Origin of the sequence: Halomonas nitroreducens (assembly GCF_003966155.1) — a bacterium.
In the GTDB taxonomy this organism is placed as follows: Bacteria; Pseudomonadota; Gammaproteobacteria; order Pseudomonadales; family Halomonadaceae; genus Halomonas; species Halomonas nitroreducens.
Window position 1 is genome coordinate 377,219 of sequence record NZ_RXNS01000001.1, and the last position, 13,194, is coordinate 390,412.

At 71.2% G+C, this 13,194-nt stretch carries 12 protein-coding genes; 9 read left to right on the top strand and 3 right to left on the bottom strand.

Annotation, left to right across the window (positions count from 1 at the left end; all coding sequences use genetic code 11):
- Positions 1-52 precede the first annotated feature (52 nt).
- The 3 genes from dsbG to dsbD are packed head-to-tail and all read right to left on the bottom strand — an operon-like array spanning position 53 to position 3,505.
- Positions 53-799 carry a thiol:disulfide interchange protein DsbG gene (dsbG, locus tag EKG36_RS01645; protein ID WP_126480322.1) on the bottom strand — a complete coding sequence of 249 codons (747 nt, stop codon included), beginning with the start codon at positions 797-799 and terminating at the stop codon, positions 53-55.
- Positions 800-803: 4 nt separating this feature from the next.
- A complete protein-coding gene (locus EKG36_RS01650) occupies positions 804-1,658 on the bottom strand; it encodes a TlpA disulfide reductase family protein (protein ID WP_126480324.1) in 855 nt (284 codons plus the stop codon).
- The gene (gene dsbD / locus EKG36_RS01655; protein WP_126480326.1) at positions 1,655-3,505 is read right to left on the bottom strand and encodes a protein-disulfide reductase DsbD; all 1,851 of its coding nucleotides are present in this window, start codon (positions 3,503-3,505) and stop codon (positions 1,655-1,657) included. The genes EKG36_RS01650 and dsbD overlap by 4 nt, the downstream gene beginning before the upstream one ends.
- 163 nt (positions 3,506-3,668) lie before the next feature.
- On the opposite strand from dsbD, the gene nrdR reads away from it, so the two are divergent.
- From nrdR to lon, 9 genes are all read left to right on the top strand, one after another.
- Positions 3,669-4,154, top strand: coding sequence for a transcriptional regulator NrdR (nrdR, locus tag EKG36_RS01660; protein ID WP_126480328.1), 486 nt, complete (start codon positions 3,669-3,671; stop codon positions 4,152-4,154).
- Positions 4,151-5,287: a bifunctional diaminohydroxyphosphoribosylaminopyrimidine deaminase/5-amino-6-(5-phosphoribosylamino)uracil reductase RibD gene (gene ribD, locus EKG36_RS01665; protein WP_126480330.1), complete on the top strand. Its 1,137-nt coding sequence runs from the start codon at positions 4,151-4,153 to the stop codon at positions 5,285-5,287. Before nrdR ends, ribD begins: the two co-directional genes overlap by 4 nt.
- Positions 5,288-5,510: 223 nt before the next feature.
- Positions 5,511-6,677 carry a bifunctional 3,4-dihydroxy-2-butanone-4-phosphate synthase/GTP cyclohydrolase II gene (gene ribBA / locus EKG36_RS01670; RefSeq protein WP_126480331.1) on the top strand — a complete coding sequence of 389 codons (1,167 nt, stop codon included), beginning with the start codon at positions 5,511-5,513 and terminating at the stop codon, positions 6,675-6,677.
- A gap of 86 nt (positions 6,678-6,763) precedes the next feature.
- Positions 6,764-7,261, top strand: a complete 498-nt coding sequence (ribH, locus tag EKG36_RS01675; RefSeq protein ID WP_126480333.1) for a 6,7-dimethyl-8-ribityllumazine synthase — start codon at positions 6,764-6,766, stop codon at positions 7,259-7,261.
- Positions 7,258-7,758: a transcription antitermination factor NusB gene (nusB, locus tag EKG36_RS01680; protein WP_126480335.1), complete on the top strand. Its 501-nt coding sequence runs from the start codon at positions 7,258-7,260 to the stop codon at positions 7,756-7,758. Before ribH ends, nusB begins: the two co-directional genes overlap by 4 nt.
- 14 nt (positions 7,759-7,772) lie before the next feature.
- Positions 7,773-8,726 carry a thiamine-phosphate kinase gene (thiL, locus tag EKG36_RS01685; RefSeq protein ID WP_126480337.1) on the top strand — a complete coding sequence of 318 codons (954 nt, stop codon included), beginning with the start codon at positions 7,773-7,775 and terminating at the stop codon, positions 8,724-8,726.
- On the top strand, positions 8,723-9,196 hold the full coding sequence (locus tag EKG36_RS01690; RefSeq protein WP_126480339.1) for a phosphatidylglycerophosphatase A family protein: 474 nt from the start codon (positions 8,723-8,725) through the stop codon (positions 9,194-9,196). Before thiL ends, EKG36_RS01690 begins: the two co-directional genes overlap by 4 nt.
- A 75-nt stretch (positions 9,197-9,271) precedes the next feature.
- Positions 9,272-10,516: a DUF945 family protein gene (locus tag EKG36_RS01695; RefSeq protein WP_126480341.1), complete on the top strand. Its 1,245-nt coding sequence runs from the start codon at positions 9,272-9,274 to the stop codon at positions 10,514-10,516.
- A gap of 81 nt (positions 10,517-10,597) precedes the next feature.
- Positions 10,598-13,033 (top strand): endopeptidase La, encoded by a 2,436-nt coding sequence (lon, locus tag EKG36_RS01700; protein ID WP_126480343.1) that lies wholly within the window; start codon positions 10,598-10,600, stop codon positions 13,031-13,033.
- The last annotated feature ends 161 nt before the right edge of the window (positions 13,034-13,194 follow it).

Below are 13,194 nucleotides of genomic sequence, written 5' to 3' on the forward strand. Positions count from 1 at the left end.
CCCGCGCAGTCCCCTGATCTCGACCCCCGCCGGGAGGCGGGGGTCGAGTGTGTCAGGGCTCGGGCGAGCCCATGATCTCGGCGAACTGCTCCTCCTCGGGGAGGCCCTGCAGCACCTCCACCAGCTCGCCGTCACGATAGAAGATGCTCGGCGTGGCGTAGAGGCCCATGCCGCGCATCAGCTCATGGTTCTCCTGCAGCGTCATCTCCCAGCGGCGGGGCAGGGTCTGAAGCGGTTCGATCGGATCGCCGCTCTCGTGGGCGGCCAGCGCCGCTGCGGGATCCTCGGCGGCCAGCATCGAGATGGCCAGGCGCGGGCTGTCCTGCTCGAGGATGCCGACCATGATGTGGCGCAGCTGGACCCGGCCGGCCTCGACCCAGGGGCGGGCCATCTGCCAGAACTGGCGGCAGTAGGGGCAGTTGGGGTCGGTGAAGACGTAGATGATGCGCTCGGCCGAGGCGTCGCCGTCGGGGATCCAGGCACTGTCGGACAGCGAGGCCCAGGTCTCGGCATCCTGCGGGCCGCGCACCAGCCGTTCCAGCGGCGCGGTGGAGAGGTTGTTGCCCTCGGCATCCACCAGGTTGCCCACCACGGCATGCTCGCCGTCCGGGGTCAGGTAGACGGCAACCTCGCGCCCCTGGGCGCTGGCCGCGAAGCCGGTCAGGCCGCCCGGCGCCTCGAAGCGCTCGTGGATGGTCAGTCCCTGGTCGGCCAGCGCCTGGATCGGGGCCGGCCAGTCCGCGGCTGGCGCCGCCAGCGGCAGGGACAGGCCGGCGAGGGTCAGGGCGAGTCGCAGCATCGGTTCATCCTCGTGTGTCGGTGGAGGTCGGGGCAGTGGTCAACCGCTCCAGGTAGGGGGTGAGGGAGGCCCGGGACAGCTCGCCGACATGACTGTCGACCAGCCGGCCGCCGGCCGAGTAGAACAGGGTGGTGGGCATCACCTGGGCCCCGGTGGTGCGCCCCAGCTGGCCAGGGCGGTCGAGCCACACATGCCGCAGCCCGCCCAGCCCCTCGGTGGCGAGGAAATCCTCGACGCGGGCACGGTTCTCGCCCTGGTTGGCGAACACGAAGTCGATGTCGCCATGGCGCCGCTGGGCGGCCGCCAGGACCGGCATCTCCCGGCGGCAGGGCGGACACCAGCTGGCCCACAGGTTCACCACCATAGGGCGTCCCCGGGGCTTGGCGAAGGTCGGCAGCGAGATCGGCTCGCCCGCCAGGGTGGTCATCGCGACCTCGGGCAACGGCCTCGAGGTGGTCCCGATCAGCTGCAGGCTCCCGGCGAGTCCGGTCCAGACCAGTCCGCCGGCCAGCACGGCGCCGGCCAGCGGACGTCGTGTGACCGGCCATCGCCAGGCGCGCCACGCCAGGAAGGCGCCCGCGCCCAGCAGGCCGGCCAGGGGGCGGAAGCCGCCGTCGCGAATGTCCAGCATGGCGACGAACCCCTCGAACTGTCCAGAGTAGCGCAGCACGAAAGCCAGTCGCGCGGCGATGAGGCCGACCACCAGGGCCGTGAGGAGGGCATCGCCGACGGCAACCCGGCGGCGCCGGCCGAGCAGCCCGCCGACCAGCAGGGCGATCAGTGCGGCGGCGATCAGCAGCCAGCGCTCGAGGCTCAGGCCGAAGGGACCGATGGCCAGGCTGCGGTCGAGTAGGCTCATGGCGTCGCCCCCGACGCGCGGACCCGGTGCAGGCGCGCGAGGAAGGCGTCGGCGTCGATCTCACCGACCACGCGCGCGCCGCGCCGCTCCTCGCCGTCGGGACCGACCAGCATCAGCGTGGGCGGACCGATGATGCCGTGGTCTCGCATCAGGGCCTGGTCGTCGGCGTCCTGGGCGGTGACGTCCGGGCGCAGCAGGCGCATGTCGGCCAGGGCGGCCTGCACCCGAGGGTCGCCGAAAACCTCGTCCTCGATGACCTGGCAGGACACGCACCAGTCGGCATAGACGTCCACCAGGCTCCAGCGGCCGGCCTCGGTGGCGGCGTCCAGCTGTCGCCGGAGATCCTCGCCGTCCGCCACCGGCCTGAAGCGGGCCATGAGGTCCTCGCCGTCGCTCGACGCGTCCGTGACGCCGGCCCCCTCCAGGAAGGCCAGCGGGCGCAGGGCGTCGTCGCCGCCACCGGCGCCGCCGACCATCAGCAGTCCCCCCCAGAGGCTCAGTACCAGGCCGAGGGTCCGCGACAGCCGTCGGGCGGGGGGCGCCAGGGCGGCCTGGTAGAGCGACAGCGCCAGGCCGATCAGCCAGGCGCCCCACAGGGCCAGGGTCAGGGAATCGTCGATCACCCGGTCGAGGAAGGTGATGGCCATGCCCAGCAGCACGAAGCCGAACAGGGCCTTGATGCGCATCATCCAGGGGCCGGGCCGGGGCAGCAGTCGCGCCCCCAGGGCACCCACCAGCAGCAGCGGCGTGCCCATGCCGAGTCCCAGGGCCAGCAGGGCGGCGCCGCCGAGCAGGGCATCGCCGCTGTCGCCGATGTAGAGCAGGGCGCCGGCCAGCGGGGCGGTCATGCAGGGGCCGACCAGCAGCGCCGAGAGCCCGCCCATCAGGGCCGCGCCATGCAGGGTGCCGCCGCGCTGGCGCTGCTGCAGGGCATCCAGGCGGCGGCGCAGGGGACCGGGCAACTGGAGCTCGAAGAGCCCGAACATGGCCAGGGCGAACACCGCGAAGAACGCCGCGAAGGCGCTCAGCAGCCAGGGTGTCTGCAGCATGGCCTGCAGGTTGGCGCCGGCGAGCCCCGCGGCCACGCCGAGGAGCGCATAGGTCAGCGCCATGGGCACCACGAAGGCCGCGGACAGGGCCAGGCCGCGGCGGGTCCCGCCGCCGGCCCCCACCACCAGGCTCGAGAGGATGGGGATCATCGGCAGCACGCAGGGCGTGAAGGTGAGCAGCAGTCCCATGCCGAAGAAGGCGGCCGGGATCCAGGCGGTGGGCGCGCCGGCGAGGCGCTCGGCGAGACGCTGGTCCTCCCCGGGGCCAGGGCCCGCCGTCTCGGGTTCCGGCTCCGGTTGCGGCGGCTCGGGATGCGCGCGGGCCTCTCCCGGCGGCAGCAGCGCCATGTCGGCCAGGCGCAGGTCCGCCTGCTGCGGCGCATAGCACAGGCCGTTGTCGGCGCAGCCCTGCCAGGTCAGCGAGAGCACCTCGGCGTCCCCGGGGGTAACCCCGGCCACGAGCCGCTGTCGATAGACCTCGGCTTCGCCGAAGTACTCGTCGGTGATGACCTCCCCCGGGGGCAGCATCGGCGACAGCGTCTCGCCCGCGGCGGTGGTCACCTCGAGACGCTTGCGGTAGAGGTAGTAGCCCGGCGCGATGTCCCAGCTCAGGCGGATGTCCTGGCCGTCGCGGCGCGCCTGCAGCTGGAAGGCCTGGTCGGGGGGCAGGAAGTCGTCCTGCTGATCCGGGAGGCCCTGGGCCTCGGCCGAGGTGGCCGCGAGCAGCCCGAGCAGGGTGACCAGCAGCAGGGATGCGAGGCATCTCGCGGGGCGTGGCGATCTTGTCACGGAAGGCATGGCGCGACTCTCTCGTCGGGTTCGGCGGCAGCATGACAGGCGTGGATTAGCAGCGTATTAGCCCCGGCCGACGACGGCGTCGGCCGGGGCGAGCGCTGGGCGCCGTGGCCCCAAAACCGTTACAATGTGGCGACACCGTTTCCTGCCACGTCGGATACTCGCTATGCATTGCCCCTTCTGCGGCGCCCATGACACCCGCGTGACCGATTCCCGGCTGGTCGCCGAGGGCGATCAGGTGCGCCGCCGACGCCAGTGTGCGGCCTGCGGGGAGCGCTTCACCACCTACGAGACCGCCGAGCTGGTGATGCCCCGGGTCATCAAGGCCGACGGCTCCCGCGAGCTGTTCGACGAGGCCAAGCTGCGCGCCGGCATGCTGCGCGCCCTGGAGAAGCGGCCGGTCAGCGCCGAGTCCATCGAGGCCGCGGTCGAGCGCATCCGCCAGACGCTGCGCGCCCGCGGCGAGCGCGAGGTCCATGCCCGGGACGTTGGCGAGGAGGTGATGCATGCCCTGAAGCGGCTCGACCAGGTGGCCTATATCCGCTTCGCTTCGGTCTATCGGCGCTTCCAGGACATCGACGAGTTCCGTGCCGAGATCGATCGCCTCGCTCAGGAGCCGAGCTTCCGGCCCGACGAGCCGGGGGGCGCATGACCGTGCGGCGGACTCCCGAGGCCTGGATGGCCCGCGCCCTGGTGCTGGCGCGTCGCGGCCTCTACACCACCGACCCCAACCCCCGGGTGGGCTGCGTGCTGGTCAAGGATGGCCAGCGGGTGGGCGAGGGCTGGCACGTGCGGGCCGGCGAGCCCCACGCGGAGATTCATGCCCTGCACGCCGCCGGCGAGGCAGCCCGGGGGGCCACCGCCTACGTCACCCTCGAGCCCTGCTCCCACCAGGGGCGCACCGGTCCCTGTGCCGCGGCGCTGGTGGCGGCCGGGGTGGCACGAGTGATCGTGGCCATGCGGGACCCCAATCCGCTGGTGGCCGGTCGGGGCATCGCGCGGCTGCGCGAGGCCGGTATCGAGGTCGAGGTCGGCCTGCTCGAGGCTCAGGCCCGGGCCCTCAACCCCGGGTTCATTGCCCGCATGGCCCGGGGCCGGCCCTTCGTGCGGCTGAAGATGGCCATGAGCCTCGACGGCCGGACCGCCATGCGCTCCGGCGAGTCCCAGTGGATCACCGGCCCCCGGGCACGTCGCGAGGTGCAGCGGCTGCGTGCCCGCTCCAGCGCGGTGCTGACCGGCGTGGAGTCGGTGATCTTCGACAACTCCCGGCTCACGGTCCGCGCCGACCAGCTCGAGCTGCCCGAGGGCGCGGCCATCGCCGCCCGCCAGCCGCTGCGGGTGGTGGTGGACTCGCGGCTGCGCCTGCCCGAGGCCGCCGCTTGCCTGCGCGAGCCGGGGCGTACCCTGGTGGCGACCCTCGAGGGTCAGGACGGCGAGCACCGGGCCCGCCTCGAGGCCGCCGGCGCCGAGGTGCTGGCGCTGCCCGCGGCCGTCGACGGCCGCGTGGACCTGGCGGCGCTGCTGCGTCACCTGGCCGAGCGGGAGGCGGTCAACGAGGTGCTGCTGGAGACCGGCGCGACCCTGGCCGGCGCCATGCTGGATGCCGACCTGGTCGACGAGATGCAGCTGTTCGTGGCTCCGACCCTGCTCGGCGGCGAGGCCCGGCCGCTGTTCGCCCTGCCGGGGCTGGAGCGCATGGAGCAGCAGCGCCCGCTGGAGATCCTCGATATCCGTGCCGTGGGGCGGGACTGGCGAATCACCGCCCGGCCGCGCCGGGACGCCTGAGCCCGTCGCCGGCATCGCCAGGGCGCCTTTGCGGCTCGCTCCGCTCCCGCGCGGGGCCATCACCACGACAGGCGGCTGCCCGAGCTCGCGCCAGCGGTGCGATCCACTGGCGCCGGGCGCCGCGCCACGGTACCCTGACGCGGTTTCGAGGGGGGCGACGCCCCACGGCGACCCGATCGTCGTCGGGGCGCGACAGCCACCACGCAGAGTCAATGGAGATTCCATGGAGCACTCCTCCTCTGGGGGCCTGGCCCCCATCGCCGAGCTGATCGATGACATCCGCCAGGGGCGGATGGTGATCCTGATGGACGACGAGGATCGCGAGAACGAAGGCGACATCATCATGGCCGCCGAAAAGGTCGAGGCCGCGCACATCAACTTCATGGCGCGCCACGCCCGGGGACTGATCTGCCTGCCGATGACCTGCGAGCGCTGCGAGCGGCTGCAGCTGCCGCTGATGGTCCGCGACAACGGCTCCGGCTTCGGGACCAAGTTCACGCTGTCCATCGAGGCCGCCGACGGGGTGACCACCGGGATCTCGGCGGCCGACCGGGCGCGCACCGTGCAGGCCGCGGTGGCCCGGGACGCCAAGGCGGAGGATATCGTCCAGCCTGGCCACATCTTCCCGCTGATGGCCGAGCCGGGCGGGGTGCTGCGGCGTGCCGGCCACACCGAGGCCGCCTGCGACCTGGCGGCCCTGGCCGGCCTGGACCCGAGCGGCGTGATCTGCGAGGTGATGAGCGAGGACGGCAGCATGGCCCGCCGCCCCGAGCTCGAGTGCTTTGCCCGCGAGCACGGCCTCAAGATGGGCACCATCGCCGACCTGATCCACTACCGCATCCACAACGAGCAGACCGTCGAGCCCCAGGAATCGATGCCGGTCCAGACGCCCCATGGCGAGCTGACCCTGCACGTCTTCCGCGATCGCATCCAGGGCGCCCACCACCTGGCCCTGGTCAAGGGGCACCCGCATCCCGAGGCACTGACCACCGTGCGCGTGCACCTGGCCAACGTGATGCGCGACCTGCTCTCGCTGCAGAAGGGCGAGGGGGGCAGCTGGGCGGCCCACGAGGCCGTGGCCGAGGTGGCTCGCGCCGAGCATGGCGTCTTCGTGCTGCTCGACGACGGCCGGCCCCGCCAGGACCTCCAGGACCTGCTCGACCTGTTCCTGGAGCGTCGCCGCGCGCCGCGCACCACCGAGTCCGACGGCGCGGGCAACTACCTCACCATCGGCACCGGCTCGCAGATCCTCCGCGACCTGGGCGTGGGACGCATGCGCCTGCTCAGCTCGCCCTGGAAGTTCTCGGCGCTTTCCGGCTTCGACCTGGAAGTCGTCGAGCGGGTCGAGCCCGGCCAGTCGTCCGTCGCCGAGGATGATGCCGGCGCCTGAGCGATCGTCTCCCATACATTGACACGACGTCGCCTGTCGCGGCGTCATGTGGATTCCGTACCACCGGGTTCAGCAGGAAACAGATCATGCAACCGATTTCCCAAGTCGAAGGCAGCTTCGTCGACGTCGATGGCCGCTACGTGATCGTGGTGGGCCGCTTCAATCATCATGTGGTGGACAGCCTGGTGGAGGGCGCCGTGGACAGCCTGGTGCGCCACGGCGTGGATGCCGAGAACATCGATATCGTCCACACCCCGGGCGCCTGGGAGCTGCCGCTGGCGATCAAGCGCGTGCTCCAGGTGGCGCGCCCCGAGGCGGTGATCGCCCTGGGCGCGGTGATCCGCGGGGGCACCCCGCACTTCGAGCACGTGGCCGGCGAGTGCAACTCGGCGATGAGCCGCCTGCAGCTGGAGTTCGATACCCCGGTGGCCAATGGCGTGCTGACCGTCAATTCCATCGAGCAGGCCATCGAGCGGGCCGGTACCAAGGCCGGCAACAAGGGCACCGAGGCGGCCATGGCGGCCATGGAGATGGTCTCGCTGTTGCGCTGTTTCGGCGACGACACCCCGGGAGAAGAGCGATGAGCGAGCAGCGTCGGGCACCCTCGAAAGGCCAGCTGTCCCGCCACGCAGCCCGCGAGCTCGCGGTCCAGGGACTCTACCAGTGGCAGCTGACGGGCAAGTCGATCGGCACGGTGGAGGCAGAGTTCCGCAGTCAGGTGGCCGATGACGACCTGGAGGACCACGAGAACTGGCACAAGGTCATGGAAATCGCCGACCTGGCGCTGTTCCATGATCTGTTGCAGGGCGTGGTGCGCCATCGCGAGGAGCTGGACCGGGCCATCGCCCCGTTGCTCGACCGCCGCCTCGAGGACCTGGACGCCATCGAGCTTGCCATCCTGCGCCTGGGGGCCTACGAGCTGTCCAAGCGCCTCGAGGTGCCCTATCGGGCGGTGATCAACGAGGGCGTTGAGCTGGCCAAGTCCTTCGGTGCCACCGAGGGGCACAAGTATGTCAACGGCATTCTCGACAAGCTCGCCGTAAGGCTGCGGTCCGCCGAGGTCGCCGCGCGCCGACGCTGAAGGCGATGCCCCGGATGCACAGTGAATTCGAGTTGATCGCCCGCTACCTGGCTCCCGCCCCGGCCCCCGCCGCGGCAGGGGTTGCCCTCGGGGTGGGCGACGACTGTGCCCTGCTGGCGCCGAGCGCGGGCGAGCACCTGGCGGTGAGCGTCGACACCTCGGTGGCCGGCGTACACTTCCCCGCGGATGCCCCGCCCGAGGCCGTGGGCCATCGGGCACTGGCCGTCAGCCTGAGCGACCTGGCCGCCATGGGCGCGCGGGGGCGCTGGTGCCTGATGTCGCTGACCCTGCCCGCGGCCGACGATGCCTGGGTCGCCGCCTTCGCGGAGGGCTTCCACGCCCTCTGCGAGGCCTGCGGCGTCAGCCTGGCGGGAGGCGACGTGACCCGCGGCGAGCTGGCCGTGGGTGTCACGGTGATGGGCGAGGTGCCGCCGAGCGAGGCCCTGACCCGCGCCGGTGCCCGGCCCGGCGACTGGCTGGCCGTGACCGGCGCGCTGGGCGGAGGCGCCGGCGGCCTGCAGCGCTGGCAGGCCGGCGAGCGCGACCTCGATGACCCGCTGATCCGCCGCTACCTGCGCCCCCGGCCACGCCTGGCGGCCGGCCTGGCGCTGCGCGGCCTGGCCGGCGCGGCCATCGACATCTCCGACGGCCTGCTGGCCGATCTCGGCCACCTGCGCGAGGCCTCCGGCGTGGGCGCCGAGCTGTGGCCGGAGCGCCTGCCGCTGGCCGAGGGGCTGGTCGACGCTCTCGGCGAGGCCCGCGCGCGACAGCTCGCCCTGGGCGGCGGCGACGACTACGAGCTGCTGGTCAGCCTGCCCCCCGAGCGCCTCGACGAGGCCCGGGCGAGACTGGCGGCCCTCGCGCTACCCCTGACGGTCATCGGCCGCGTCACCGCGGTCCCCGGGGTCACCGGTGTCGAGCCCACGGGCGTGTCCGGCTGGCAGCACTTTCCAGGAGACACGCCATGAACCGTGCCCCCCAGAGCGTCTGGCACCGCCCCGTCCACTTCCTCGCCTTCGGCTTTGGCAGCGGGGCCGTGCCCTTCGCGCCAGGCACCTTCGGGACCCTGGCGGCGATTCCCTTCTACTGGCTGATGTCCGAGCTGCCCCTGGGCTGGTACCTGATGGTGGTCGCCATCACCTTCGTGTGGGGCGTGTGGCTGTGCGAGAAGAGTTCCCGGGATCTCGGGGTCCACGACCACTCGGGCATCGTCTGGGACGAGTTCGTCGGCTACTGGCTGACCATGACCGCCGTGCCCTTCTCCTGGGAGGCCGCCCTGTGGGGGTTCGTGGTCTTCCGTGTGTTCGACGTCTTCAAGCCCTGGCCGATCCGCTGGGCGGACCGCCGGGTCGCCGGTGGTTTCGGGATCATGATCGATGATGTCCTGGCGGCGGTCTATGGCTGGAGTACCATGCACCTGTGGTTCTGGCTGCACTGAGCCGCGTCGGCGCCGGCGGGCCGGGGCCGCCTCAGTCGCGACAGGAGGTCGCGCCTTCGGGACGAGGAGGGAACGATGCGCAAGGAGCGCCTGATTGCGCCGGTGCTGGCGGTGGTGGCCCTGGCCTGGGCGGTGGCCCAGACCGTGGCCGGTCTGCTCTTCGAGCGTGAGCTGGCCCGCGCCGTCGAGGACCTGCAGGCCAGGGGAGAGCTGTCGATCCGCCGCAGCGACGTCGAGCGAGGCTGGCTCGCCTCTCGTGGCGTGCTGCACCTGTCGCCGCTGTTCGGCGACGCCTGGCACGTCGATGTCGTCTACCGGGCCCGCCATGGTGTGCTCGGCACCCGCCTCGACGGGACCCTCGCGCCCCACATGGCCTCGGCGGGCGAGACCCTGTTCGGCGCCGTGGAGGCCTCGCCGCCCCGCTGGGAGGCCCGCTATCATGTCCTCTCGGGGACGTTCGACGGCGCCCTGGCGCTGTCGCCGCTGGTCTTCCATCAGCAGGGCCGGACCCTGGCGCTGCAGGGCACACGCATCTCCTTCCAGGGCGGCTTCGGCGACTGGCGGCTGCGCGCTCGGCTGGCCTCGCTGCGCCTCGATGATGGCGAGGCGCAACTCCAGGCCGGGCCGGTGACCCTGGAAAGCCGTTACGCCTATACCGAAGGCGCCTATCATTTCACCCAGCAGGACCTGCTCAAGATCGAGGGCCTGCGCTGGCGCTCCCCTGAGCTGGTGCTCGCCGGGGACGAGATCATGCTGCACAGCAAGACCGTGCTCGATGAACGGGAGCTGCGGATCCGCAGCAAGCTGACCCTCGGCGAGCTGCACTCCGCCGACCAGGTACTGCTGACCGGCGGGGTGACCGCCGAGCTGTCGCGGATCGACGCCGACGCCCTGCGCGACCTGCTGGATGGGCTGCGGCGCGAGGCGGCGCGGGGCTCCACCGACGCCAGTGGGCGGGAGGTGCTGGCCGATCTCGCCCCGTCGCTGCGTGGCCTGCTCGCCGACTCGCCCCGGCTCGACCTCCTCGAGGCCAACCTGGACAGCCCGATGCTGGGACTGGCCCTGAATGGCGAGGGCACGCTGATCTTCGATGCCCGGGACCTGACGGCACTGGATCCCCTGGCGCTGGACTCGCCGGCGGAGCGGGCCGAATGGCGGGCCCGGCTCGACGGCGATTTCCTGTGGCGCCAGGTGCCGCCCGTGGTGGCGTTGTGGCTGGGCCTGCCCCTGGACACGCGGGAGCTGCAAATCGACGTGGTGCGTGGCGAGCTGCGACTCAACGGTCGTCCCCTGCCGCCGGTCCTCGAACGCCTGCTATGACTTGAAGTTCGGCGTCGGTGCCCGCATTCCCGAAGACATCATGGGTCGAGATGTCCCGCCCCCTTCAGGATTGAGGTACGCATGAGCGAAGACGATCAGCGCTTTGAACAAGGCGGCCTGGACTGGATCCAGGCCGATGCCGGCGACGACCACGCCCCCGAACTCGGCGAGCAGGGTGGTCATGCGGTGGTGCCGGCCAGCGACACGTTGCCCGAGCGGGTCTACCTGCTGCCGATCCACAATCGCCCCTTCTTTCCCGCCCAGGTGCAGCCACTGGTGATCAACCGCGAGCGCTGGGAGGAGACCATCCGCCGGGTCGGCAACACGCCGCACCACATGGTTGGGTTGGCCTTCGTCGGCGAGACCGGGGTGGATGAGCTCGGCTACGACGACTTCCCGGAGGTCGGCACCGCGGTCAAGGTGCACAAGCTGCAGGGCGAGGACTCCCAGTTGCAGTTCATCGCCCAGGGCATGCGGCGCTTTCGCATCCAGCGCTGGCTGTCGCGGACGCCGCCCTACCTGGTGGAGGTGAGCTATCCCCGCGAGCCGGTCGACGCCGAGGACGACGAGACCCGCGCCTATGCCATGGCACTGATCAACGGCATCAAGGAGTTGCTGCCGATCAACCCGCTCTACGGCGAGGAGCTCAAGCACTATCTCAACCGCTTCAGCCCCCACGAGCCGGGGCCGCTGACCGACTTCGCCGCGGCCATCACCTCGGCCAAGGGGCCCGAGCTGCAGGACGTGCTGTCGACCCTGCCGGTCATGGAGCGCATGCAGAAGGTGCTGCCGCTGCTGCGCAAGGAGATCGACGTCGCCCAGCTGCAGAGCGAGATCAGCGAGCAGGTCAACGCCCAGATGCAGGAGCGCCAGCGGGAGTTCTTCCTGCGCGAGCAGCTCAAGATCATCCAGCGCGAGCTGGGCATCTCCAAGGACGATCGCGAGAACGACGTCGACACCTTCCGCGCCCGCCTCGAGGACAAGGTCGTGCCGGAGCGGGTCATGGCGCGCATCGACGACGAGCTCGACAAGCTCTCGGTGCTGGAGACCGGCTCGCCGGAGTACGGCACCACCCGGCACTACCTGGACTGGCTGACCTCGCTACCCTGGGGCGTGACCAGCGACGATCAGCTCGACCTGGGCCATGCCCGGGAGGTCCTCGATCGCGACCATGACGGCCTCAAGGACGTCAAGGAGCGCATCGTCGAGTTCCTCGCCGAGGGCACCTTCAAGGGCGACGTGGGGGGCTCCATCCTGCTGCTGGTGGGGCCGCCGGGGGTCGGCAAGACCTCGGTGGGCCGCTCCATCGCCGAGGCCCTGGGCCGCGAGTTCTACCGCTTCTCGGTGGGCGGCATGCGCGACGAGGCCGAGATCAAGGGGCACCGCCGCACCTACGTCGGGGCCATGCCGGGCAAGCTGGTCCAGGCCATCAAGGAGGTGGACGTCGAGAACCCGGTGATCATGCTCGACGAGATCGACAAGATGGGCCAGTCCTTCCAGGGCGACCCGGCCTCGGCGCTGCTCGAGGTGCTCGACCCGGAGCAGAACGTCGACTTTCTCGACCACTACCTGGACGTGCGCCTGGACCTCTCCAAGGTGCTCTTCGTGTGCACCGCCAACACCCTCGACTCGATTCCCCCGGCGTTGCTCGATCGCATGGAGCAGATCCGCCTGTCCGGCTACATCGCCGAGGAAAAGGTCGCCATCGCCAAGCACCACCTGTGGCCCAAGCTGCTCGAGCGCGACCGCATTCCCAGGAAGCGCATCAACCTCACCGAGGCGGCGCTGCGCCAGGTCATCGAGGGCTATGCGCGGGAGGCCGGGGTGCGCCAGCTCGAGAAGCAGCTGCACCGCATCGTGCGCAAGGCCGCCGTCAAACTGCTGGAGGACGACCAGCAGAGCGTCAAGGTCTCGGTGAAGAACCTGGAGGACTTCCTCGGCGCGCCCACCTTCCGCAAGGAGAAGGTGATGAAGGGCGAGGGCGTGGTCACCGGCCTGGCCTGGACGGCCATGGGCGGGGCGACCCTGTCGGTGGAGGCCGGCAAGGTGCATGCCCTGGACCGGGGCTTCAAGCTCACCGGTCAGCTCGGCGAGGTCATGAAGGAGTCGGCCAACATCGCCTACAGCTATGTACTGGGCCACCTCGGCGAGTACGGCGCCGATGCGGACTTCTTCGACTCGGCCTTCGTGCACCTCCACGTGCCGGAGGGGGCGACGCCCAAGGACGGTCCCTCCGCCGGCGTGACCATGACCACGGCGCTGCTGTCGCTGGCCAAGCACCGGCCCATCGACCGGTCGCTGGCCATGACCGGCGAGCTGACCCTGACCGGCCAGGTGCTGCCGGTGGGCGGCATCCGCGAGAAGGTGATCGCTGCCCGGCGCAGCGACATCTTCGAGGTGATCCTGCCCGAGGCCAACCGGCGCGACTACGAGGAACTGCCCGACTACCTCCGCGAGGGCATGACCGTGCACTTCGCCGGACGCTATCGGGATGTGGCCAAGGTGGTGTTTCGTTAGCGAGGGGCGAGGAGCCAGGTTCGAGGGGCGAGGAGTGAGGGGCGAGGAACAAGGAGATGACGCTTCCCTGTTTGTCCGGTTAGCGATGTCGCCGGGTTAGTCTCAACCCGCCCCGCGAGACGGTCCAGGTCTCCAGAATGCGCCCGCCGATGGCATAATGG

Coding starts and splice junctions, on each gene's coding strand:
- dsbG (WP_126480322.1), bottom strand. CDS start 799: ATGCTGCGACTCGCCCTGACCCTCGCCGGCCTGTCCCTGCCGCTGGCG.
- EKG36_RS01650 (WP_126480324.1), bottom strand. CDS start 1,658: ATGAGCCTACTCGACCGCAGCCTGGCCATCGGTCCCTTCGGCCTGAGC.
- dsbD (WP_126480326.1), bottom strand. CDS start 3,505: ATGCCTTCCGTGACAAGATCGCCACGCCCCGCGAGATGCCTCGCATCC.
- nrdR (WP_126480328.1), top strand. CDS start 3,669: ATGCATTGCCCCTTCTGCGGCGCCCATGACACCCGCGTGACCGATTCC.
- ribD (WP_126480330.1), top strand. CDS start 4,151: ATGACCGTGCGGCGGACTCCCGAGGCCTGGATGGCCCGCGCCCTGGTG.
- ribBA (WP_126480331.1), top strand. CDS start 5,511: ATGGAGCACTCCTCCTCTGGGGGCCTGGCCCCCATCGCCGAGCTGATC.
- ribH (WP_126480333.1), top strand. CDS start 6,764: ATGCAACCGATTTCCCAAGTCGAAGGCAGCTTCGTCGACGTCGATGGC.
- nusB (WP_126480335.1), top strand. CDS start 7,258: ATGAGCGAGCAGCGTCGGGCACCCTCGAAAGGCCAGCTGTCCCGCCAC.
- thiL (WP_126480337.1), top strand. CDS start 7,773: ATGCACAGTGAATTCGAGTTGATCGCCCGCTACCTGGCTCCCGCCCCG.
- EKG36_RS01690 (WP_126480339.1), top strand. CDS start 8,723: ATGAACCGTGCCCCCCAGAGCGTCTGGCACCGCCCCGTCCACTTCCTC.
- EKG36_RS01695 (WP_126480341.1), top strand. CDS start 9,272: ATGCGCAAGGAGCGCCTGATTGCGCCGGTGCTGGCGGTGGTGGCCCTG.
- lon (WP_126480343.1), top strand. CDS start 10,598: ATGAGCGAAGACGATCAGCGCTTTGAACAAGGCGGCCTGGACTGGATC.